The 22,764-nt window shown below is 67.6% G+C and carries 20 protein-coding genes; 5 read left to right on the forward strand and 15 right to left on the reverse strand.

The window, feature by feature from the left end; all coding sequences use genetic code 11:
- Positions 1 to 15: 15 nt before the first annotated feature.
- From ggt to jaqu_RS09620, 4 genes are all read right to left on the reverse strand, one after another.
- On the reverse strand, positions 16 to 1,755 hold the full coding sequence (gene ggt, locus jaqu_RS09610; RefSeq protein WP_043918755.1) for a gamma-glutamyltransferase: 1,740 nt from the start codon (positions 1,753 to 1,755) through the stop codon (positions 16 to 18).
- A gap of 43 nt (positions 1,756 to 1,798) precedes the next feature.
- On the reverse strand, positions 1,799 to 3,073 hold the full coding sequence (locus jaqu_RS09615) for an MFS transporter (RefSeq protein WP_043918756.1): 1,275 nt from the start codon (positions 3,071 to 3,073) through the stop codon (positions 1,799 to 1,801).
- Positions 3,074 to 3,542: 469 nt separating this feature from the next.
- Positions 3,543 to 4,247, reverse strand: a complete 705-nt coding sequence (locus jaqu_RS21365; RefSeq protein WP_141134362.1) for a hypothetical protein — start codon at positions 4,245 to 4,247, stop codon at positions 3,543 to 3,545.
- A gap of 459 nt (positions 4,248 to 4,706) precedes the next feature.
- Positions 4,707 to 5,114 (reverse strand): hypothetical protein, encoded by a 408-nt coding sequence (locus jaqu_RS09620; RefSeq protein WP_043918757.1) that lies wholly within the window; start codon positions 5,112 to 5,114, stop codon positions 4,707 to 4,709.
- Between the two features lie 127 nt (positions 5,115 to 5,241).
- Here jaqu_RS09620 and jaqu_RS09625 point away from each other — a divergent pair, with 127 nt between their 5' ends.
- Positions 5,242 to 6,162 carry a DUF5996 family protein gene (locus tag jaqu_RS09625; RefSeq protein WP_043918758.1) on the forward strand — a complete coding sequence of 307 codons (921 nt, stop codon included), beginning with the start codon at positions 5,242 to 5,244 and terminating at the stop codon, positions 6,160 to 6,162.
- A gap of 68 nt (positions 6,163 to 6,230) precedes the next feature.
- Positions 6,231 to 7,307, forward strand: coding sequence for a cell division protein ZapE (gene zapE, locus jaqu_RS09630; RefSeq protein ID WP_043918780.1), 1,077 nt, complete (start codon positions 6,231 to 6,233; stop codon positions 7,305 to 7,307).
- 155 nt (positions 7,308 to 7,462) lie between these two features.
- On the opposite strand, the gene jaqu_RS09635 is transcribed toward zapE, so the two are convergent.
- The 6 genes from jaqu_RS09635 to jaqu_RS09660 all read right to left on the reverse strand — a co-directional run bounded on the left by jaqu_RS09635 (position 7,463) and on the right by jaqu_RS09660 (position 12,774).
- Complete coding sequence (locus tag jaqu_RS09635) at positions 7,463 to 8,092, reverse strand: DUF7002 family protein (protein WP_052500894.1); 630 nt, start codon at positions 8,090 to 8,092, stop codon at positions 7,463 to 7,465.
- A complete protein-coding gene (locus jaqu_RS09640) occupies positions 8,079 to 8,588 on the reverse strand; it encodes a hypothetical protein (RefSeq protein ID WP_043918759.1) in 510 nt (169 codons plus the stop codon). Before jaqu_RS09640 ends, jaqu_RS09635 begins: the two co-directional genes overlap by 14 nt.
- 73 nt (positions 8,589 to 8,661) lie before the next feature.
- Complete coding sequence (locus jaqu_RS09645) at positions 8,662 to 9,927, reverse strand: bifunctional folylpolyglutamate synthase/dihydrofolate synthase (protein WP_043918760.1); 1,266 nt, start codon at positions 9,925 to 9,927, stop codon at positions 8,662 to 8,664.
- A gap of 81 nt (positions 9,928 to 10,008) precedes the next feature.
- Positions 10,009 to 10,950: an acetyl-CoA carboxylase, carboxyltransferase subunit beta gene (accD, locus tag jaqu_RS09650; RefSeq protein ID WP_043918761.1), complete on the reverse strand. Its 942-nt coding sequence runs from the start codon at positions 10,948 to 10,950 to the stop codon at positions 10,009 to 10,011.
- Positions 10,951 to 11,008: 58 nt separating this feature from the next.
- Complete coding sequence (locus tag jaqu_RS09655; protein WP_052500895.1) at positions 11,009 to 11,869, reverse strand: CPBP family intramembrane glutamic endopeptidase; 861 nt, start codon at positions 11,867 to 11,869, stop codon at positions 11,009 to 11,011.
- Positions 11,869 to 12,774: a CPBP family intramembrane glutamic endopeptidase gene (locus jaqu_RS09660; protein ID WP_052500896.1), complete on the reverse strand. Its 906-nt coding sequence runs from the start codon at positions 12,772 to 12,774 to the stop codon at positions 11,869 to 11,871. The genes jaqu_RS09655 and jaqu_RS09660 overlap by 1 nt, the downstream gene beginning before the upstream one ends.
- Before the next feature lie 114 nt (positions 12,775 to 12,888).
- Here jaqu_RS09660 and ilvD point away from each other — a divergent pair, with 114 nt between their 5' ends.
- The 3 genes from ilvD (at position 12,889) to jaqu_RS09675 (ending at position 17,417) form a co-directional block, all read left to right on the forward strand.
- Positions 12,889 to 14,652, forward strand: a complete 1,764-nt coding sequence (gene ilvD / locus jaqu_RS09665; protein WP_043918762.1) for a dihydroxy-acid dehydratase — start codon at positions 12,889 to 12,891, stop codon at positions 14,650 to 14,652.
- Positions 14,653 to 15,270 (forward strand): DUF6478 family protein, encoded by a 618-nt coding sequence (locus jaqu_RS09670; RefSeq protein ID WP_052500897.1) that lies wholly within the window; start codon positions 14,653 to 14,655, stop codon positions 15,268 to 15,270.
- Between the two features lie 125 nt (positions 15,271 to 15,395).
- Positions 15,396 to 17,417: an FAD-dependent oxidoreductase gene (locus tag jaqu_RS09675; protein ID WP_043918763.1), complete on the forward strand. Its 2,022-nt coding sequence runs from the start codon at positions 15,396 to 15,398 to the stop codon at positions 17,415 to 17,417.
- Between the two features lie 18 nt (positions 17,418 to 17,435).
- Here jaqu_RS09675 and jaqu_RS09680 read toward each other — a convergent pair whose 3' ends face one another.
- From jaqu_RS09680 to jaqu_RS09700, 5 genes are all read right to left on the reverse strand, one after another.
- The gene (locus tag jaqu_RS09680) at positions 17,436 to 18,356 is read right to left on the reverse strand and encodes a type IV pili methyl-accepting chemotaxis transducer N-terminal domain-containing protein (RefSeq protein ID WP_043918764.1); all 921 of its coding nucleotides are present in this window, start codon (positions 18,354 to 18,356) and stop codon (positions 17,436 to 17,438) included.
- Between the two features lie 228 nt (positions 18,357 to 18,584).
- Entirely contained in the window at positions 18,585 to 19,499 is a 915-nt protein-coding gene (locus jaqu_RS09685; protein ID WP_043918765.1) for a type IV pili methyl-accepting chemotaxis transducer N-terminal domain-containing protein, read from the reverse strand.
- Between the two features lie 169 nt (positions 19,500 to 19,668).
- The gene (locus tag jaqu_RS09690) at positions 19,669 to 21,252 is read right to left on the reverse strand and encodes a phosphate ABC transporter substrate-binding/OmpA family protein (protein WP_043918766.1); all 1,584 of its coding nucleotides are present in this window, start codon (positions 21,250 to 21,252) and stop codon (positions 19,669 to 19,671) included.
- 211 nt (positions 21,253 to 21,463) lie between these two features.
- Positions 21,464 to 22,189 (reverse strand): hypothetical protein, encoded by a 726-nt coding sequence (locus jaqu_RS09695; RefSeq protein ID WP_043918767.1) that lies wholly within the window; start codon positions 22,187 to 22,189, stop codon positions 21,464 to 21,466.
- Complete coding sequence (locus tag jaqu_RS09700; RefSeq protein WP_052500898.1) at positions 22,126 to 22,563, reverse strand: hypothetical protein; 438 nt, start codon at positions 22,561 to 22,563, stop codon at positions 22,126 to 22,128. Before jaqu_RS09700 ends, jaqu_RS09695 begins: the two co-directional genes overlap by 64 nt.
- Positions 22,564 to 22,764 lie beyond the last annotated feature (201 nt).

Here is a 22,764-nt window from a genome sequence, read left to right on the forward strand (position 1 = left end):
TTCATCCCACCACGGTCATTCGCCGATGGCGACCCCTTCGCGGCGGGGATCGGCGCCACCGACCAGCCCGTCGGGCGTGACCGCGATGGCGTGCAGGCCCGAGTTGAGGCCGCGCACATTCACCTCGAAGCCCAGTCCGGTCAGCGCCTCGCCCAGCCCCTCGGCGGCGGTGCCTTCCTCCAGGTCGTAGGTCCCGAAGCGGTTGACCAGATGCGGCAGTTCGATGGCCGCCTGCGGGTCCAGACCCCAGTCGAGATGCGCCACGATAGTCTTGGCGACGTAGCCGATGATCCGCGATCCGCCGGGCGAGCCCACAACGAAGACCGGTGCGCCGTCCTGCATGACGATGGTCGGCGACATCGAAGAGCGGGGCCGCTTGCCCGGCTCGACCCGGTTGGCGACGGGGCGGTTGTCGCTATGGGTCGAAAAGCTGAAATCGGTCAACTCGTTGTTCAGCAGGAAGCCCCCGGGTGCGAAGACCCGGCTGCCGAAGCCGTTCTCGATGGTGGTCGTCATCGAGAGTGCGTTGCCGTCGGCATCGACGATCGAGATGTGGGACGTGGACGGCATCGACGGAGAAAAGCCGGGCGCGAAATCGGGCATCAGGCCCGCATGGTCCCAGGGAGGTGTGCCGGCGCTGACTTCCGGCAGGGCATCGTCGCCCGCCAGAAGCTCTGCGCGTCCGGCCATGTATTCCGCGTCCAGAAGGTCGGGCATGGGGACGAAGTCGCTGTCGGCCATGTAAAGGCCCCGGTCGGCGAAGGCGAGGCGCGAGGCGTCACCGATCAGCCGCCAGGCCTCGGGTGCGTCGGGGCCGAGGGCCGCCATGTCGTAGGGCTCCAGCATCATGAGGATCTGACCGACAGTCAGCGCGCCGGAGGAGGGCGGGCCCATACCGCAGACCTCCGCCCCGCGATAGGGCGCGCAGACGGCCGGACGCTCGATCACTGCGTAGGCGGCAAGGTCGTCCAGCGTCAGCAGACCGGGCTGCGATGCGCCGCGCACGGCAGCGATGATGCCCTCGGCAATTTCGCCTTCGTAGAGGACCTCGGCCCCGTTCGCGGCCATGGCGCGCAGAGTGTCGGCATAGGCCGGGTTGGTCAGAGTCGCGCCCTCGGCAAGCGGCGCGCCATCGGGCAGGAAGTAGGCGGCCGTGGCGGGCTGGGTGGACAGGCGTTCCTGATCGTTGGCGACGGCGCCGGCGAGGCGCGGCGAGACGGCGAAGCCATCTTCGGCCAGCGTGATCGCCTCGGCGAAGAGTCCGCCCCAATTGGCGCGGCCCCAGCGGCGATGCGCCTCTTCCATCAGCATGGGTGTGCCGGGGGTGCCGACCGAGAGGCCGCCGACGACGGCGTCGAAGAAGCCCATCGTCTCGCCGTCCTCGGTCTGGAACAGGGTCGGCGTGGCGGCCATGGGCGCCGTCTCGCGGCCGTCCAGCGTGGTGACCTCGCCCGTGGCAGCGTTGTACCAGACGAGGAAGGCGCCCCCGCCAAGCCCGCTGGATTGCGGTTCGACCAGACCCAGGACGGCCTGCACGGCGACCATGGCGTCGGCCGCGCTGCCGCCCTCACGCAGCACGCGGGCGCCGGCTTCGGCGGCCAGCGGGTTCGCGGCGGCAACCATCCAGTCCTGGCTCTCGACCGGAGCGGCCCCTTCGCCGACGAGGCCGTTTCCGCTCTCGGGGGCGACGGCGTCCGACGCCTCTTGCGCGAAGGCCGGTGTCGCGAGCATCGCGAGCAATGCCAGATATCTCATGGGTCCCTCCTGTCGTGTGGTCCCGACAGAGGATGGGCCGGAATTACGCCGCGGCAACCTGTGCGCGGCGCTGTCCCAGCGGGATCTCCCGGATCGGCAGGTGGACGACGGCCGACAGGAGGCCCACACCCACGCCGACCCACCAGACGGCGGTGTAGCTGCCGGTCGCGTCGTACATCGTGCCCCCCAGCCAGACGCCGAGGAAACTGCCCAGCTGATGGGAGAAGAAGACGAAGCCGTAGAGCGTGCCCATGTAGCGCAGCCCGTAGATATGCGCGACCAGACCGCTGGTCAGCGGCACCGTCGCCAGCCAGAGCGATCCCATCACCACCGAGAAGACGATCACCGAAAGCGGTGTGATCGGAAGCAGGATGAAGGCGGCCGCCGCGACTGTCCGGCCGAGATAGATCCCGGCCAGCAGGTACTTGCGCGAGTAGCGCTTGCCCAGCCAGCCCGCGTAGATCGTGCCCGCGATATTCGCGAGCCCGATCAGCGAGATGGCGACGGCCCCCAGTGTGGAGGTCGAGGTGATCCCCATCTGGTAGAGCGTCCCCGACGGGTCGATGGGGCCGCACATCTCGGTCACCATCGCGGGGAAGTGGGCCGTCACGAAGGCGAGCTGGTATCCGCAGGAGAAGAAGCCCACGAAGATCAACCCGTAGCTTGGATCGCGGAAGGCGCGGCCGAGGATCGTGCCCATGCTCTCTTCGAGTTCCGCGCGGGACGCGGGCGCCGGTGAGCGCATCATCGGCAGGGCCAGCAGCGTCAGCGCGACGAGCCCCGCGAAGATGACGAAGACCTGCTGCCAGGTATAGCCCGCGATCAGGAGCCATTCGGCCAGCGGCGCGCCGAAGACCTGCCCCGCGCTGCCCGCCGCCGTGGCGATGCCCAACGCCATCGACCGGTTCTCGTCTGAGGCGGCGCGGCCGACGATGGCGAGGATCACGCCGAAGCCCATGCCTGCGATGCCGAAGCCCACCAGCACTTCGAGCAACTGGTGCGCGCCCGGTGTCGTGGCGCCCGCCGACAGGACCAGGCCCAGCGCGTAGCAGATCACGCCCAGCACGATGGCCTTGCGGTCGCCGAAGCGTTCCGCGATCGCCCCGAAAATGGGTTGGCCGATGCCCCAGGCGAGGTTCTGGATGGCGATGGCGAGGCTGAATTCGGCGCGGGGCCAGCCGAATTCCTGCTCGATCGGGATCTGGAAGACCCCGAAACTGGCGCGAATCGCGAAGCCCACCATCAGCACCAGGCAGCCGCCGATCAGGATCGGGGTTATTAACGGCTGATTAACGGCGGAGGGGCTGCGCGCGGTCATGTCCCTTCATTCGCGCCTACCCGCCTTCGGTCAATTCAGATCTTCTGAAGCGAGGCATCGCAGGCCTTGATCGGCGTGGCTCAGGATAGAGGAGAGCGGTGCGCGCGCAAACCCTTGCCCGACGGCTGGAGGACGGCGCCCGATCCTGACCGCCGCAGGACGTCGACGGGTCGATGACTTCGCGCAAATCTGGGGAGCAGTCTTGCCCATCTCGGATGTCGGGTATGCAGACGAAGCTGCCGTTCGTCATGGTAGCGTCAGCGACTGCCTTCATGCGCGAAACGGAAATGTCATCATTTAAAGAGTCGTACGGAGTGTAAGCCTCAAAAGTAGCAATCCTGATTGGTTTTGAGTTGGGCGACGCGGCACACAGCAAATTCGATCCCAAGCGAAACGAGTCGCGAAGTCGGGTTCTAGCGTGGCACGTCCTTTAACACGTGCTCTGTGTCTCGGCCATTTGGCGAGAGTGCTAGGCTTCGAACTCCGCCACGCGGTATGCCATGGAAAGAGCTGTAGAAGTCAGTAAAGGAGTGAAAAAGGCGATGGTAGTGCCAAGCGTCGAGACCACAAGCGTCATCCAAATCGGAGGGTTATCAGTGGCGAATATGGGCATTCTTGGAACAGCCGTTACGACAAGCACCAACACCGAAGCTTGAAACAACACAGGGCCTGCAAAAAGTCTACCAACTGTACGCCAATAGGTCTGCCGCCCGCGCCTTAAAGCGGAGCGAAAGCTACTGTCACCACCCGTGGCAGCAGCTGGCAACATAGTGCCCGCCAAAGCACCCCAAAAAGGAAATACAAGCGTCGTCATCCCAAGTGCAAGTAAAGCACGGGCAGCCGTTTGGTTCTCATGTTCTGTGGGAGTAGGAAGCGCTACAATTGCTGAAGCAAACACTGCTGCAAGTGGAAGAAAAAACAACAGGATTCGACCCGCGAACGGCAAGAATGGCAGGTTCGCGGCACGTTTTTCGGTTGCGTACGGAGTGCCCCGAATCGAGTAGCTCTCATTCAGCAAGATGGCCCGGTAGAACGCCATTGTAACAAGGATATGGACTACGACAGTTGTGCCGATGCTTGACGAGCTACTGACTAATAACGCTGCTGCCTCCATCATCAAAGCAACAGCAGCAAGCAGCGGCAAAAGTCGCAGATAAGTTTTGAATGATTGCATGTACATTTACTTGTCGTGATGCCCCTCTCAGGTTTGAGCGAACTTAGGCGATTTTTCCCTCACAGCCAAGGCGGCGCGCTGTGTTCAGCATGGCCCCATTTGGGGCTTGGGTGCTGTGCCCTATCGAGTAAGATCATGTGCGTTCTAAACATGACGCTTAAGCGGTAACCGTGATGGAAAGGCGTGCCGAAACCAGACACTCAATCGTCCATTCAGTCGACGAATGAACATCGACGCCTTCCTCAGAAGCAACGCAAATCCGTTCGTGCTGAGTATGCTCCGCTGCAGCAAGCGAAGGCAAGCTGTTGATGCTGATAATGATATGCGACAGGGCTTTTCTGGGCATTGGCAGGTTCTTTTCTGCTCTGCTGAGCGCGGACGTTGGTGCGACGTGCAGTATCAAGCAGTTTGGGCTCGAAGCGGACAAAGCCCGCATGATGAAAGCCATTGGATCGGTCGCTATCCCCGCTCTACCTCCCGGGCGGTGCGGCGATCCGCCTTGGCGGCGGCGCGGGGCTTGCGGCTCATGGAGAAGCGGCCGGTCCAATCCGGGCGGCCCGTCAGATGCCACACGCCCTCGGCCCGCTTTCCGCCCATCAGCAGGCGCCCTTCATAGACCGGCTGCTCTTCGTCGGGCAGGCCGGGATAGCGCTTGAGGAACCCCAGATCGCCGCCGGAGGACCAGCCCAGCACCATGGCCGAAAGTTCCGGACCCGCGTCGCGGCGGAAGGTATTGGGTTCGGTGACGCGGCCTTCGAGGGTGGTGCCGGTCTGCCAGAGCTCGGCCTCGAACGGCACGGGATCGCCGCCCGCCGCATAGGTGTAGCGGCCGATCCAGCGTCCGGTGAGGTCTTCGTCTTCGGCCATGGCATGCCTCCGCGCAGGGCCCTTGATGGGGCTAGGCGGATGCCGCCGCCGGTGCAAGGATGGCCGGGCCGTGGAACGGAAACGGTGCGGTTCCGGCGCGGCCTGCACAGGCGGATCGGAGGATGCGATGGGATGGCCGAAGCTCGACTATGCGCGCTGGGAAGAGACCGGGCGCGGCCTGCATCTGATGGCGCAGATGGCGGGCAAGTGGCGGCTGGCCCACACGCCCTGGATGCCCCATTCCTGGCACGCGACGCTGTACGTCGTGCCGCGCGGGCTGACGACGGGGCCGGTCCATGGGTCGAGCGGCTGCCTGGAGATCCTCTTCGATCTGAGCGCCCATCGGGTGGAGGTTTCGGCGGCCGGGGGCGGGCTTGAGAGCTTTGCCCTCGAGCCTATGAGCGCGGCCGCCTTCCACGACCGGCTGGGGCGGGCCGTCGCGGCGCTGGGCGGGACCTTCGACATCCATCCGCACCCCTCCGAGATCGAGGATGCGACCCCTTTCGCGGAGGATCACCGCCCGCGCCCCTGGGATCGAGAGGCCGTGGAGGCGTGGCACGACGCGCTCTTGCGGATCGTGCCGGTCTTCGAGCGCTATCGGACCGGCTTTCTGGGCCGGACGAGCCCGGTGCATCTGTTCTGGGGCGCGATGGATCTGGCGGTGACGCGCTTTTCGGGGCGCCGCGCGCCCTCTCATCCCGGCGGCATTCCGAACCTGCCCGACGAGGTCACGCGCGAGGCCTATAGCCACGAGGTCGCATCGGCCGGATTCTGGCCCGGCGACGGCGTGGGCGAGGCGATGTTCTACGCCTATGCCTATCCCGCGCCCGACGGCTATGCCGACGCGCCGATACCCCATGGCCGGTGGGTCGGCGATCTGGGCGAGTTCGTGTTGCCCTATGCCGAGGTGCGAGCGGCTGAGGACCCGGAGGGTGTGCTGTCTGCCTTCCTCGAGCGCGCCTATGGTGCGGCGGCGGATCTGGGTGGCTGGGATCGCGCGGCCCTCGATTGCGCGACGGGGCGGCCGGGCGTGGTGCGGCCGGTCTGACCGGGGCTGCGGGCGCGCGGGCCCCAAGGGCACTGGCGGGGCGCGGCGGCGCTGGCTATCCCGCCTCCATGACGTTGTCAGACCTCTACGAGCGGCGCGTGGCCGAAGGCACGCTGGAGCGGGATCCCGCGCAGGTGGCCGCACTGGGAGTGTTGGAGCAGGTGCGCGCCAAGCTGGAAGAGGTACCCGCCAAGCCGAAGCGTGGCCTCTTCGGGCGCAAGGCCAAGGCGCCGGACGGGCCGATGGGCTGCTATCTCTGGGGCGGCGTCGGGCGGGGCAAGTCGATGCTGATGGACCTGTTCCACGAGGCGGCCCCCGTGCCCAGCCGCCGTGCCCATTTCCATGCCTTCATGCAGGAGGTGCACGAGGGCATGCACGAGGCGCGGACCCGCGGCGTGACCGATGCGATCGCCCCCGTCGCGGATGCGGTGATCGCCGAGGTGCGGGTGCTGTGCTTCGACGAGATGCAGATCACGGACATCACCGACGCGATGATCGTGGGGCGGCTGTTCCAGCGGCTGTTCGACGGGGGCGTGCATGTGGTCACGACCTCGAACCGGGTACCGCGGGATCTCTACAAGGACGGGCTGAACCGGGGGTTGTTCGTGCCTTTCATCGAGATGATCGAGACCCGGATGATCGTTCATGAACTGGCCGCCGACCGCGATTACCGGCAGGAGCGGCTGGCGGGGGAGGCGGTCTACTTCACCCCGTCGGAGACGGACGACATGGGGTTGGACGCCCTGTGGGAGAAGCTGTCGCACGGGATTTCGGACGGATTGGCCCTGCGGGTGAAGGGACGTGTGGTGGAGCTGCCGGACTTCCGGGCAGGCGTGGCGCGGGCATCCTTTGCGGAGCTTTGCGGGCGGCCGCTCGGGGCAGCGGATTACCTCGCACTGGCCTCCGCGGTACGGGTGCTGATCCTGACGCATGTGCCCCGGCTGGACGAGGCGCATCGCAACGAGGCGCGGCGGTTCGTGACGCTAATCGACGCGCTCTACGAGGCCGGGGTGCGGCTGATCGTGTCGGCGGAGGCGGAGCCGGAGTCGCTGTACCCCGAGGGGACCGGCGCCTTCGAGTTCGAGCGCACGGCGAGCCGTCTGCGGGAGATGCAGGCCGAGGGTTGGGGCTCCCGGGACGGCTGAGCGGAGGAGGGGTCGGACAAGATATTCTTGTCCGAAACGGCTGTGCACCCCCCGTGCACCCCCTGTGCACCCCCCGTGCAGACGGCGGGGCACTGCGGCTGCGGGGCCGGCATGGCACGCGGTCCGCGCTTGACGGGCGGGGCGTTCACGGCGGGTCAGGCCGCAGTCACCTCGATCAGCGCGGCGGCGGCATCGGGCGCGGCGCCGCGGATGGTGACCTCTTTCACGCTGTCGAGGGATTGGACCCGCCCTGCATCGCGGCGCGCGCGGCGCCAGCTCTGGTAGTCGAGCCCGGCCAGCGGGGCGAAGGTGGCGTGGCCCCGGCGCGTCGGCTTGCGCAGGGTGGCGCCGGAATTGATCGGCGCGATCTCTGCCCGGTCCCAGACAGGGGCCAGCAATTTGACGGTGTCGTAGACGTGCCATTCGCTGTCGTAGCCCAAGCGGCGGCGGGTGCTCAGGTTGCCCTGGGCCAGCTTCGGATCGGGCCAGAGGAAGACGCGGGCATTGAGCATGGCCAGCCAGTCCTCCGGGGTGAGCCCGTCGTCGAGCACGCCCGCCAGCTTGGTCAGCGACAGGGGCGAATTGTCGGTCAGAATGGCGCGGGTGCCATCGGGCAGGGCAAGCGCTTGGGCCCTGGCGCGGCGCGGCAGAGGCAGGGCGTGGCCTGCGCGGCGGGCCAGATCCGCGGCCGGAAGCAGGCCGTGGCGGCGGACACCTTCGGCCGCGCCGCGCATCGCGAGGCGCCAGAGCCGGGGGTGGAGCGCGGCGAACTCAGCCGGCGTCACGAACGGGTCGCAGCGCGCCCATCAGGAGCGGGCCGCAGGGCGTGGCCGCGTCCTGCGAGATCGGCAGGGGTGTGTCGGGGGGAACCCCGCTTTCGTCGATGAAGATGCCGTTCACGCAGACGTCCTGGGCGCGGTTGCCGGCGTTGAAGCCGAAGCCGGGGTCGCCGCAATTGGTGACCTGGCCGTCGGCGTTCCACGCCTGGTAGGTGCCGTCGGCGATACTGCCGCCCATGGGGAATTCCAGCTCGTCCGCGTCGAAGCGGATGGTGACGGACTGGCCGCCGTCGTCCAGCGACCAGCGGCCGAGATAGGTCGCCTCGCGCCAGCCGGTGATCTCGAAGGCGATGAGGTCGTCCTCGGTCAGGATGCCGGTGGCGCCGTCGGGATAGGTGATGGTGCCTTCGACCCGGTAGCCCTCGGCCCCCTCCCAGCAGAAGCCGTGGGTGGTCTGGGCGTGGGCGGGAAACGCGGCGAGGATCAGGAGGAGCGGACGCATGAAGGCGTTTTGCCGGAGGATGGGCGGCGGGGCCAGCCCCGTTCCACCCGGACCCGGTCTTGGGAAGATCCGGTTATCCGAGCGGCCGGTCCATCCGCAGGACGTGGCCCGCCAGATAGAGCGAGCCGCAGATCAGGATGCGGGCCTCGGGCGCTGTCCGTACGATATGCACGAGGGCTGCGGTCAGGTCCTCGGACGGCGTGGCGGAGAGCCCGGCCGCACGGGCCGCGGCGGCGATGGCATCCGGCGGGAGCGTCGCCTTCTCGCCGGGGATCGCGATGGCGTGGATATGGGCGAGGTGGGGGGCGAGGGGCGCGAAGTACCCTGTCGCGTCCTTGGTGTTGAGCAGGCCGCAGATCGCATGGGTCTCCCGCGCGGGCAGCCCCGCCAGCGTCGCGGCCAGCGCGGCCCCGGCTGCGGGGTTGTGGCCGCCATCGAGCCAGAGTTCGGCGCGGGGGGCCAGTGCGTTCAGCGGGTGGTGCGTGAGACGCTGCATGCGCGCGGGCCAATGCGCGCGGGTCATGGCGGCGTCGGGGTCGCCTTGCCCCAGCTCGCGCAGGGCCATGATCGCCGTGCCCGCATTGGCGATCTGGTGCGGCCCGCGCAGCGCCGGAAGCGGCAGGTCGATCAGCCCGGCCTCGTGGGTGACCACGAGGCGGCCGTCCTCTGCGGCGGCGTGCCAATGCTGGCCGTGGATCCGCAGGGGCGCCGAGAGGCGGGCGGCGCGGTATTCGATGACCTCCAGCGCCTCCTCTTCCTGCGGGCCGACGATGCAGGGGGTTCGGGGTTTGAGGATGCCCGCCTTCTCGGCGGCGATCTTGGGCAATGTGTCCCCGAGAAAGGCCTGATGGTCCATCGAGACGGGGGTGATGACCGTCAGGGCCGGGTCGATGACGTTGGTCGCGTCGAGGCGTCCGCCCAGGCCGACCTCCAGCAGCAGGTGGTCGGCGGGCGCGCGGGCGAAGGCGAGGAAGGCGGCCGCCGTGGTGATCTCGAAGAAGGTGATCGGCGCGCCTTCGTTGGCGGCCTCGCATTCCTCGAGCAGCGCGGCGAGGGCGCGTTCGGTGATCAGGTCGCCCGCGACCCGGATGCGCTCGTGGAAGCGCGCCAGATGGGGCGAGGTATAGGCGTGGACGCGCAGCCCCGCCCCTTCGAGCCCCGCGCGCATCATTGCGAGGGTGGACCCCTTGCCGTTCGTGCCCGCGATATGGGTGACCGGCGGCAGGTCGCGTTCGGGATGGCCGAGGGCGGCCAGCAGCCGGTGCATGCGGTCAAGCGACAGGTCGATGACCTTGGGATGGAGCGTCAGGAGCCGGTCGAGGATCGCGTCGGATTTCATGTCTGGACCTGCGCCTGTGGCGGGCGGCCGGGAGAGCGGCCCCCGGAAGCCGGGACGATGCCGAACGGAATGAGAGAGCGGTCAGTCCGCCTTGGCGGGCTGTTCCCGGGCTTCGGGTTCCGGCGGCTCTTGTGCTTCGGCCTCGGGCGCAGGCAGGTCGCCGTGAACGACGGGGCCCTGACCGGTCAGCATCCGCAGGATCGTCGCCAACTCGTCGCGTTGGTCCTTGCGGGGGGTGACGCGGTCGAGCATGCCGTGATCCAGCAGGTATTCGGCGCGCTGGAAGCCCTCGGGCAGCGTCTCGCGGATGGTCTGCTCGATCACGCGGGGGCCGGCAAAGCAGATCAGGGCGTTCGGCTCGGCGATCTGGACGTCGCCCAGCATCGCGTAGCTGGCGGTGACGCCGCCGGTGGTCGGGTGGGTCAGAACCACGATGTAGGGCAGGCCCGCCTCGCGCACCATGTCGACGGCGACGGTGGTGCGGGGCATCTGCATCAGGCTCAGGATCCCCTCCTGCATCCGGGCGCCGCCGGCGGCGGAGAAGACCACGAGCGGCTTGTGCGCCGCGACGGCGCGTTCGGCGGCGGCGACCATCGCATTGCCCACATACATGCCCATGGATCCCGCCATGAAGCCGAAATCCTGCGCGGCGGCGACGATGGGGGTGCGATGCACCTCGCCCTCGGCCACGAGCATGGCCTCGTCCTCACCGGTGGCCTTCTGCGCGGCCCTCAGGCGGTCGGGATACTTCTTCTGGTCGCGGAAATGCAGCGGGTCGGCGATGGGCCTGGGCACATCGACGGTGGTGAAGATGCCGCCGTCGAAGAGATGCTCGAACCGCTCGCGCGGGGGGAGGTACATGTGGTGGCCGCAGTTCGTGCAGACGCGCTGTGCGTCCTTGATCTCCCGATGGAAGAGCATGGTGCCGCATTCGTCGCACTTGGTCCAAAGGTTCTCGGGCACCTCCCGGCGGGAGAAGAGCGAGTTGATCTTGGGACGGACGTAGTTGTTGATCCAGTTCATGGGGCACCCGGCCTTTGCGTTCCGGTTCAGATAGAGGGCGGCCCGGCGGGGCGCAACGTCAGTCGCGGGTGGCCAGCCAGAGCCGGATGCCGGCCCAGGTGATCACGAGCAGCAGGAGTTCGGCCACCAGTGCCAGCGGGTGCCATGCGGCCGGGCCTTCGGCGGGCGCGGCCGGCAGCAGGAAGAGCGCGAGGCCCGAAAGCTGCCCTTCGGAGGCGAAGACGAGGGTGGCATAGGCATTCATGCCGACATGCCAGCCCCAACTCGCCATCAGGCCGCCGGTGACGCGAGCCAGATCGGCGGCCATCAGGCCGAAGGCGAAGGCCCAGACGATATAGGCCCAGTCGGCCGCGGCGAGCCCCGCCCCCGCAGCCGGCGACAGGTCGACATGCAGAAGCGCGAACCATGCCGAAGGGAAGACCATCCAGGCGAGCGGGCTTTCGAAGCGGGCGGCGAGTTGGGTCTGGAGGTAGCCGCGAAAGAAGATCTCTTCGGCACCCGCCTGGATCGAGATCGCCAGAAGCGCCAGCGGAACCCACAGCATGAACGGCGCCGCCGAGAGGCCGCCATCGGCGGGCGGGAAGCCCCAGAGCAGGACCGGCAGCGTGCCTACCCCCAGCGCGATCAGGAAGGCGGGCTTGAAATGGGCCAGATGCACCGCCCCCAGAAGGCTGCTCAGGTCGCGCCGCTGCACCCAGCGGGCGGCCAGGATCGTGCCCGCGAAGAGGCCCCAGAAGGCGAGGAAGCTGCGCACGGTGTCCCAAGGGGTTTCCGCGCTCCGGCCTTCGGGTGCGACGACGAGGATCGCGCCCAGGACAAAGCCGATCTCGGCGATGACGACCCCGATGATGAGGCCTGGCAGGTCGGGGCGGCTCCGCGCATCGGCGACCCAGTCCGCAAAGGGCCGGGTCCACAGCATCAGGCGCGCCGCGCCAGCCAGAGACGGATCGCCGCCCAGATGACGACCAGAACGAACATGTCCTGCAGCAGCAGGAGCGGTAGTTCCTCGATATCGTCGCGCCCGAACGGCGTCTTCCAGATCGAAAGGCCAGACAGGATGTCGTCCAGCGAAACGATCAGCAGCGCCTGCACGTTGTTCACGAAATGCAGGCCCCAGGCGGCGCCGATCCCGCCCGTGACCCGCGTCAGGTCGGCGGTCAGCAGGCCCACCAGCGTCGTCGCCGCGAAGATCAACCCGTCATTGGGTGCGAGGCCGCCGTCGCTGAAGTCGAGATGCAACGCCCCGAACAGGAGCGAGGGGATCAGCATCCAGACGATCGGAGAGCGGAACCGCGCGGCAAGCTGCGTCTGGAGATAGCCCCGGAAGACCAGTTCTTCCGCGCCGGTCTGGACCAGAAGCGCGATGAGCGCCGCGGGAAGGAAGGTCAGGAACAGCACGAGGGGCGTGTTCGGCTCCAGCGCGATGTCGGTGAAGAGAAAGGCGTAGGCCGCCGAGGCACCCCCGATCAGACCGGTGATGATCGCGGCCGGGATGAAGTTCGACAGGACGTCCGGACCGACGAGCGACCGGAAGTCGCGTCCGTGTAGGGCGCGGGCCGCGATCCAGGCGCCCAGGGCCATGAAGCCGAAGGTCAGAAGAAGGGTCACCACGCCGGTCGGGTTGCGGCCCGACAGGAAGTTCAGCAGCCAGACCTGCGACGCGGTATCGCCATCCGCCATCGTGACCAGGCCGACCACGGTCACGAAGGCCATGAAGAGGGCCCCGTAGACGGCGAAGATCACCACCGTTCCCACCATGGTGCGCCATAGCTGCGGCTTTCCCCGCGCGGACGCGACGAAAGCTTCGAAATGAGGGGTCCACATTGCTCGACTGCCCGTTTTTTTCGCGACCGTAGCCGCTTGGGGCCGGTGGGGCAATCATGCTTGTCCGCCGCTGCCCCTGCGTCTATCCGCAGGCGCAGGGATCAGGAGGACGCCATGCTGAAAGGCCCAACCGACAAATCGAAGCTGCCCAGCCGCCATGTGACCGAGGGGCCCGCCCGCGCGCCCCATCGCAGCTACTTCTACGCGATGGGTCTGGGCGACGAGGAGATCCACCAGCCTTTCGTCGGCGTGGCCACCTGCTGGAACGAGGCCGCGCCCTGCAACATCGCCCTGAACCGTCAGGCGCAGGCGGTGAAGCTGGGCGTCAAGCAGGCCTCTGGCACCCCGCGCGAGTTCACCACGATCACCGTCACCGACGGCATCGCTATGGGCCACGAGGGGATGCGCTCTTCGCTGGCCTCGCGCGATGCGATCGCGGACACGGTCGAGTTGACGATGCGGGGGCATTGCTACGACGCGCTTGTCGGGCTTGCGGGTTGCGACAAGTCGCTGCCGGGAATGATGATGGCCATGGTCCGGCTGAACACGCCGTCGGTCTTCATCTATGGCGGCTCGATCCTGCCGGGCAAGGCTCCGGCGGGTGCCAACGTTCCGGACGAGTACAAGAATCGCGATCTGACCGTGCAGGACATGTTCGAGGCCGTCGGCAACCACCAGGCGGGGAACCTGTCGGACGAGGCGCTGGACGTGTTGGAACGGGTCGCCTGCCCCAGTGCGGGCGCCTGCGGCGGACAGTTCACGGCCAACACCATGGCCTGCGTCTCCGAGGCGATCGGTCTGGCGCTGCCCAATTCCTCGGGCGCGCCCGCCCCCTACGAGAGCCGGGACCAGTATTCCATCGCGTCCGGCGAAGCCGTGATGCGCCTGCTGGAGAAGAACATCCGCGCCCGCGACATCGTCACCCGCAAGTCGCTGGAGAACGCCGCGCGCGTCGTGGCCTGCACCGGCGGCAGCACCAATGCCGGCCTGCATCTGCCCGCCATCGCCCACGAGGCGGGGATCGATTTCGACCTGTTCGATGTCTGCGAGATCTTCCGCGACACGCCCTATTTCGTCGACCTGAAGCCGGGTGGCCAATACGTGGCCAAGGATCTCTACGAGGCGGGCGGCGTGCCGGTCGTCATGAAGGAGTTGCGCAAGGCGGGCCTGATCCACGAGGACTGCATCACCGCCACGGGCAAGACCATCGGCGAGGTGCTGGACGAGGTGAAGGGCGAAGCCGACGGCAAGGTCATCTACCCCGTCGACGCCCCGATCACGCCCACCGGCGGCGTCGTCGGCCTGAAGGGCAACCTGGCCCCCGACGGCGCGATCGTGAAGGTGGCGGGGATCCCGTCGCAGCATCAGCGGTTTACTGGCCCGGCGCGCGTCTTCGAATGCGAGGAGGACGCCTTTGCCGCCGTCAAGGCGCGGGCCTACGAAGAGGGTGAGGTGCTGGTCATCCGCAACGAGGGCCCGGCGGGCGGCCCCGGCATGCGCGAGATGCTGGCCACCACCGCCGCCCTGTCGGGTCAGGGCATGGGCAAGAAGGTCGCGCTGATCACCGACGGGCGGTTCTCGGGCGCGACGCGGGGGTTCTGCGTCGGCCATGTGGGGCCCGAAGCCGCCCATGGCGGCCCGATCGGGATGCTGCGCGACGGCGACGTGATCACCATCGACGCGATCAAGGGCGAGTTGTCGGTCGATCTGACCGAAGAGGAGCTGGTGGCGCGCAAGGCCGATTGGAAAGGCCCGCGCGAGACGATCTACGCTTCGGGTGCCCTTTGGAAATATGCGCGTCTGGTGGGACCGGCCCGGACAGGCGCGCCGACCCATCCCGGCGGTGCCGAAGAGGCGCATGTCTACATGGATCTCTGAATGGGTTTGCGGGACCTGCTGAGACGGCGGCGGATCGCGACCGATCCGCCGCGGCCTCCGCTCGACCCGACGGTGCCGCTGCCGCCGCAGGGCGATTGGGGCTGGCGGCCGCCGATATTCACGCTCGACGGGCGGCTTGAGATGGACGCCGCGGCCGACGGGACCGAACTGGCCGACGGCACCAAACTGTTCCACGACTGCCCGCTGGCCGAGATCGCGGTGACCCAGGTCCTGCAGGAGGTGCCGCCTCTGGGCCTGCGGCTGACGGTGGGCGGGTTCGAGGGCGGCTTTCTGTCGCTGGCGCTGGACCTGCCGCGCGCCGGTTGGGCGGGGCTTTCGCCCTCTCACATCGTCGAGGTCATCCTGCGGGCGGGCGGAATCGAGACGATCTATGCCCGCCTGAACCTGCGCCACGGGCCGAATATCGAGACGCTGACGGAAACGCTGCGGCCCGGCGAGGGCGGGGGCGCCAAGGCCGAATTCGATCTGGGGATGGAGGTCTTCAGCTCCGCCAAGCTGACCCATGCCTGGCTGGATTTCATCTTCGAGGATCCTGCCGGGCGCGAGATCGTGATCGAGGAACTGACCGTCACGCGACGGCCGCGGGCGGACCTGTAGGTTAGCGGTCGAATGGCGGCTCGCCCGGCGGGGCGGGCTTGACGTGCGCGTCACCTGCTGACGCTGCGTCGGACGGTGACCCCGGGCGTGCCGCACGCTAGGTCAGGGACGGAGGAGGCGCCGCCATGACCGATTATCCCCACCTGCTGGCTCCGCTGGATCTGGGCCACGTCACGCTGCCCAACCGGGTGCTGATGGGCTCGATGCATACCGGGCTGGAGGAGACGAAGGACTGGAACCGCGTCGCGACCTTCTACGCCGAGCGGGCGGAAGGCGGCGTGGGCCTGATGGTCACGGGCGGCATGGCGCCCAACCGCGAGGGCGGCGTGTTCCCCGGCGCGGCGGGGCTGTTCTCGGACGAGGACATCGCCAACCACCGCATCGTCACCGATCTTGTCCACGATGCGGGTGGACGGATCGCGATGCAGATCCTTCATGCCGGGCGCTATGCCTATTCGCCCGATTGCGTGGGGCCGAGCGCGATCAAGTCGCCGATCTCGCCCTTCCCGCCGAAGGAACTGGACGAGGCCGGGATCGAGCAGCAGATCGCCGACATCGCTCAGGCGGCCGTGAACGCGCGCCGCGCGGGCTATGACGGCGTCGAGGTGATGGGCTCGGAAGGGTACTTCCTGAACCAGTTCCTGGTCGAGCATACCAACCGGCGCGAGGACGGTTGGGGCGGCAGCGTCGAGAACCGCCAGCGCCTGCCCGTCGAGGTCGTGCGCCGCGTGCGCGAGGCGGTGGGCGACGACTTCATCATCATCTACCGGATCAGCCTGATCGACCTCGTACCGGGCGGGCAGACCTGGGACGAGGTGGTGGCCCTGGCCCGCAAGATTGAGGCGGCGGGCGCGTCGATCCTGAATACCGGCATCGGCTGGCACGAGGCGCGCATTCCGACCATCGCCACCAGCGTGCCGCGCGCGGCGTTCTCCTGGGTGACGAAGAAGCTGATGGGCGAGGTGGGCATTCCGGTGATCACGTCGAACCGGATCAACATGCCGGACGTGGCCGAAGCGGTGCTGGCCGAAGGCTGCGCCGACATGGTTTCGATGGCGCGGCCCTTCCTGGCCGACAGTCATTTCGTGAAGAAGGCCGCCGAAGGCCGCGCGGACGAGATCGCGCCCTGCATCGCCTGCAACCAGGCCTGTCTGGATCACACCTTCAGCGGCAAGATCAGTTCCTGCCTCGTGAACCCCCGCGCCTGCCATGAGACCGAGTTGCGCTACGAGCCCGCCGAGGCCGCGCGCCACATCGCCGTCGTGGGCGGTGGCGCGGCCGGTGTGACCGTCGCCATGGTCGCCGCCGAGCGCGGGCATCGCGTCACACTCTGGGAGAAGGCGGACCATATCGGCGGGCAGCTCAACATGGCCAAGGTCGTCCCGGGCAAAGAGGAATTCGTAGGTTTGGTCGAGTGGATGGAGCGGATGGTGGATCATCCCTCGATCGAGCTGCGGCTGGGCAAGGCGCCCTCGGTCGAGGATCTGCGCGGGGCGGATGAAGTGGTGATCGCCACCGGCGTGGTGCCCCGCGATCCGGGCATTCCGGGGCAGGACGGGGCCAACGTCGTCTCGTATGTCGACGTGCTGCGCGGCGGGGTCGAGGTCGGCAAGCGGGTCGCCGTGGTCGGCGCGGGCGGGATCGGCTTCGACACGGCCGACTTCCTGACCCATCCGGGCGGGCCGACGCCGACCGAAGAGCTACCGCGCTGGCTGGAGGAATGGGGCGTCGCCGACCCCGCGGCCCATCGTGGCGGGCTGGATCCCGAAGGCCCCCAGCCCGAGCCGTCTGCGCGCGAGATCACGCTGTTGCAGCGCAAGGCCGAAAAGCTGGGCAAGCGGCTGGGCAAGACGACCGGCTGGATCCACCGCGCGTCGCTGGCGATGAAGGACGTGCGGATGGTGCCGGGCGTGAGCTACGACCGGATCGACGCCGACGGCCTGCACGTCACCGTGGGTGACGAGGCGCGCCTGATCGAAGCGGACACCATCGTCCTGTGCGCGGGACAGGAGAGCGAGCGCAGCCTGGCGGACGCCTTGGAAGCGGAAGGCATCGCCTGCCACGTCATCGGCGGCGCGGACGTGGCGGCCGAGTTGGACGCCAAGCGCGCGATCGACCAGGGGGCCCGTCTGGCGGCGACGCTGTAGGGCGCCGCCGCATCCGGATCAGTAGTCGAACTTGCTGGCCTCGACATACTTGCCGACCAGCGTGTTCATCATGCCGGTCTGCGCGTTCATGCCGTGAAAGATGGCCTCTCGCTGATCGACCGACAGCGTTCCGCCGTCCTTCACGATATCGAGCAGCGGCTTCATGGCGACCCATCCGGCCACCACCTCGTCGAGCCCGGCAGCGATCTCTTCGGTCGGGGGGGCCTTGATACCCGCTTCGGGCAGGCCGTTGCGCAGGGCGTACATCGAGGTCTCGTAGGTCTCGCTGGCGCCGTGCAGCGTCTTCATCGAAGTCTCGGGCGAGACCCCTTCGAGCACGAGGCAGGTGGCCTTGGAGGTCCGCTGGGCCAGCATCCGCTGACGCCCGGCGATATCGATGAGCATCGAGTCGGCCTGCATCATCGACGTCGGATCGGCGTATTCGCCGGTGATCAGAAAGACGAGATGTTTGGCGATCTGGAGGAGACTGTCTTCCTTGTTGGCGATGGCGACCATGTCGTCCCGGCTGAGATCTCCGGCGATCATCCGGTCGAGCGCACCGTGCATCGGATCCCACACGGCGTGGAGGTCCTGGATATCCTTGAGGATCTTGCGATCCGTCTCGGGCCCGATGATGCCGAGACCGTCATCGCCGAATTCAAGCGCGGCGATGATCCGGTCGTATTCCGCGACAGCGCCGGCGAGCACCTTTGCGGCGGCTTCCGTCGCGATGCCGGCCTGTTCGTTGCAGGCCGCGGCCGGGATTCGTTGCGAAAGCATCCGCAGCTTTCCGGAATAGTTCACCCGTTCGGCGTTCCCGGTATCTTCGATGAAGCCGGCCGCGATGAGTTCATCCGCGCGGGCAGCGCCGGGTTGGAACATCGCCGCCGTGACGACCGCGAAGGCAAGGGGTATAGCGATGTGGGGGGGGGTCGGCATGTACGCACCTACTGGCTGGTGGCGCTCTCTCGAGCGTCCGTCGCTGTTTACAATTACGCAACGTAACTGGTGATTTTGGCTTAATTCTGACGGGCTTTGGAACCGTTCAGATCCGTCGGCAGGATTGCGCCGGTCGTGTCGGAGAGACTGTCTCCGCACGGACGATACCTGTGGGAACGACAAAAGGGCCGGCGTGAAGCCGGCCCTTCTTCCGCGCGGAGGGTCGCGTCAGAGGTTCTGCTTGCTCGCCTTGGCGTAGGCGGCGGACAGGTCGTTGGTCAGATGCGTGAGATCGTTCATCTTGAGGAAGATATCCTCGCGCGTCGCGTCATCCGGCGTCGTTCCGGCCGCGACATCTTCGAGGACCGGCCGCATCTGCTGCCATTCGGCGATGATCGCGGTAAGTTGCTCGCGGATCGCATCGGTCGGCGGCGGCGTCACGCCGGCCTCGGGCATTCCGTTCAGCAGGGCATTCATCGACAGGTCATATAGCGCCATCGCATCCCGCAACTCGGTCGCCGCCCGCTCGGAATCGATCCCTTCGGCGACCATGCAGGCGGCCTTGGAGATGATCTGCGGCATCATCCGCTGCCGGCCCACGATGTCCAGAACGATGGCGTCGGCCGCGATGAGTTCGGCGGGGTCGGCATATTCGCCGACCAGATCGCCCATCATCTTGTCGATCTGGCCCAGCAGAACCGGTGCGGATCCGGCGGCCTGCACGATCTGCGCGTCCGTGGCGGTCCCTTCGATCAGGGCTTCCATGCCGTTGCGCGCGGGCGTCCAGATTTCCTTCATCTGCTCGATCCGGCCCAGGATCCGGCGGTCGTTCTCGGCGTTGCGGATGCCCAGGAAGACGTCGCCGTTCTCCAGCGCGTTCATGATCCGGTCGAACTCTCCGATCGAAGCGGCGAGGTACCCCTTGGCCAGCCATCCCCCGATCCCGGCGGCCTTATTGCAGGCCGCTGCCGGGGCGCGCTGGGAGAGCATCTTGAGCTTGCCCGCGTAGTCGATCCGCTCGGATCCATTCGCTTCGCCGGTGATGGCGGCGAGGTGCTTGGTTTCTGGCGGGTTGGAGGATTGGGCAGTGAATTCAGGGTTCGTGAGGCCGAAGATGGCCTGAGCGAGGATGATGGCAAACATGGTTCGGGTCCCGTATGGCAGAAAACCGAGAACGCCGGACCGCGACATCCGAACGCCTTTCCGATGGGATCGGAAGGGTCGGAGCGAACCAGCGAACTCGGTAAGGAGGGAAGGGGGCCGCGTTTCCGCAGCGGCTCCGGGGCCCGACAGAGGGCCCCGGAGATAGGGATCAGGTGGGGGCGTTGATCCAGACTTCGACGCGGCGGTTGATGGCGCGACCACGGTCGCTGGTGTTGCAGCCCGAGGGCGCCACTTCGCCGTAGCCCGCCGCCTTGAAGTCGACGTTGTTCAGGCGGCTGCCGGCATAGGCGCGCATGTCGGCCATGACCTGCTCTGCGCGGGCGCGGCTGAGCTCCCGGTTGGCGTCGAACGGGCCCACATCGTCGGTGAAGCCGACGAACATGACCTGCGACCCGGCGGGCACGTCTTCGAGGTAGTCGGCGAGACGCTCCATGTCGATCCGTCCGCGTTCGTCCAGGCTGGCAGAGCCCGTGCGGAAGCGGAAGGTGGTGGACAGGCGGTCGTAGTCGACCATCTGACCCAGCATCTCGCGCATGACGCTGCCCTCGTAGGGGTCGGCGTTCGGGTCGAGCAAGGCACGTGCCCGGTCACCGTCGAGCGACTGCTCGCGGGCTTCGATGCCCAGGTCGATGAAGCCGGCCTTGCGGATCACCGCGTCGGCCTGGTCGGACAGCGCGTAGTCGAGCAGGTCGCGGGCCTCGGGCGTCATCGTGTCGGCGCGGTTGTAGAGGTACAGGCGGCGCTGCAGTTCGTACTCTTCCGTCCGGGCGGAGAACGCGTCGGGCGTCATCGTCAGGCCGCAGGAGTTCACGAGGCTCAGAGGCTTGGCGCCACGCTGGAACGCGTAGCCCACGAAGCCGATCGCGCCTTCGTTGTTGTTTACGAGCGCGGCGGCGGTGTTGTTGTCCTCGGCCACGATCATGTCTTCGGCAAACCGCCACTGGTTCGCTTCACCCATGATGGTCCGGTAGAAGATCGCGCTGGTGCCCGAGTCTTCCTGACGGCCGACCACCTGGATCGGCAGATCGGGCCCGCCGACCTGCGACCAGTTGGTCACCTGACCGGTATAGATCGCGGCGAGCTGCGTCATCGTCAGGCGCTGCACCGGGTTGCCCGGGTTGGTGATCACGACGATCGAGTCGACCGCGACGATGTGCTCCTGATCCGGCGAGATCATGTTGCCGGCTCCGGCGTCGCGCAGGGCGCGGGCTTCTTCCGGCTTGATGCGGCGGGAAGCCATGCCGATCTGAGCGGTCTCGTCCAGCAGGTTGGTGAAGGCGTCGCCCGAGGTCGTGGACGTGACCAGCAGCGAGCCCATGTCGTCGCCGAAGCCACCGTCGCTGACGAGATTGGCGAGAAGCTCGTTCTTGTTCCCGGTCGAGATGATCGTCGCTTCGGCGTCCTGATAGCCGGCGTAGCCTTCCAGCAGCAGCGGCATGATCCCGAGGCCGACCGTGTCGGAGCCCTTGATGAGCAGGTTCGCCTCGGCCGCCGCGCTCTCGAAGCTGGGGCAGGCATCGCCGATACAGCTCACCCGCTCTGCCGACAGGCGAAGCTCGCCCAGCGCGGTGCGGATGACGTAGGCGTTTTCCTCGAACGCGACGAACTCACCCGTCAGGTCAACGGTGCCGTCGGACGATTTCAGGGTGACGGTGTCGGCCAGGGCCGGCGTGGCGAGGGCGAGCGCCGCGAACGCAGTGCCGGCCTTCAGGGTACGGGTAAAGCTGATCATTGGTCCTCCGATCATGCACGGTGTCCGCTTGGATGCGGGTCTCGTTCGGCGGCGACCGGGAAAGGTGGCCGGTGCCTCGGGGGAGAGTGATCGTGTACAATCAGGCTCAAATTGTGACTTTGCGGCGATGAATCGCGGGAATCCGTGTGGCTCGCGCAACAGACCGGCCGGGCGGAAATCCGGGAAATGTGGCCGTGATCGTCCGCCGGATCTAACCGGCGACGCGCAGCCAGATGGATTGTAGCCGATTCATCGACGCGGGATCGAAGCTGAGAGCGGCGATCGTGCCGTCGGGCCATTCGGCCACCGCAATGGCCATCGCCGCTCCGGGATCCCCGGCGGGCCGGGTCCAGCAGGACAGGCGGGGATCGGTCTCGTCGCGGTCGCCCACACCGCTCCAGATGCCCTCGACGAAGGCTTCCAGCAGATCCCCCTCGCCCCAGATGTCCACGCCGCCCTCGGCATCGCGCGCCCATCCCGCAAAGAGCGCGTCGCCCATCCCGTCGATCAGCCGCATCTGTACGGGGGCGTCGCTGTCGTCCTGTTCTTCCGTTGCCTGCGGCAGCGCGGCGGCCAGCTTGCGCACGGAGATGCCGCCCTCGTTGCTCTCGGCCTCGCTGGGGCCTTCGATGACGGCGACGGCGCGTTTCGCGGTCGAGCCGAAGGATTCGAGCGCCGCGACGGCAGTGGCTTCGTCCATGCCGACCACTCGGCGGGCCGCGACGTCGAGGGCCAGGCGCGCGCCGCCTTCCTCTGCGAAGGTCAGGCGTGCCGGCAGCATCGTGTCATCCACCATTTCGAGGATCGCGAGGATGACACCGGCCGTGCCCGTGCCGGCGGGCGCCACGACACGCGCGAGCCGCCCCTCGATCTTTACGCGGGGGGGATCGCGGTCCGCCAGCCGCGCGAGACGGGCGGACAGGTCGGACCCGGGCATGTCTCCTCCGACGAGACGAGCCGTGCAAGCCGCGCCTGCGCATCGGCCAAAAGCTGATCCACCGGCGTCTCGCGGTCACAGATGCAGCACAGCGCCTCTGTCGGCGAGCTTTCGAGGCGGAGGAACAGCTTCAGGCCGCCACTCGAAAAGCTGAGTGCGGTCGCGCCCCGCGCGGCGTCATCTTCTTCGAAATCAGCCACCGGCAGCATCCGCGTCGCCTCGGCGCAGAGGGCGTCGAGATGTTCGCGTTGCGGCGCTGGGCGCCCCTCGGCCACGGAGGTCACGAGAACCATGCTGGAGCCCAGATCCGCGAAGGCCGCAAGCTGGCAGCCCGGATTGTCACGCACCAGGGCATCCAGTTCCGCGTTGGCCATCCTCGTACTCCATTCCCGGCGGGCACCCCGCGGGGAAGCCCGGCATCGAACAGAGAGCTACGGCAAGCGACGCCGCAAGGCCAGAGGAACCGTCTCTTTGCGCTTTTTCCGCTCGTGGGGCCTCAATCGCCCGGCTTGGCCTTGCGAGCGGCGGCAGCGGCGGCGGCACGTCGCAGGGCCGCCATCGGATCGGCTGCAGCC

This window comes from Jannaschia aquimarina, assembly GCF_000877395.1.
GTDB classification, from domain to species: domain Bacteria; phylum Pseudomonadota; class Alphaproteobacteria; order Rhodobacterales; family Rhodobacteraceae; genus Jannaschia; species Jannaschia aquimarina.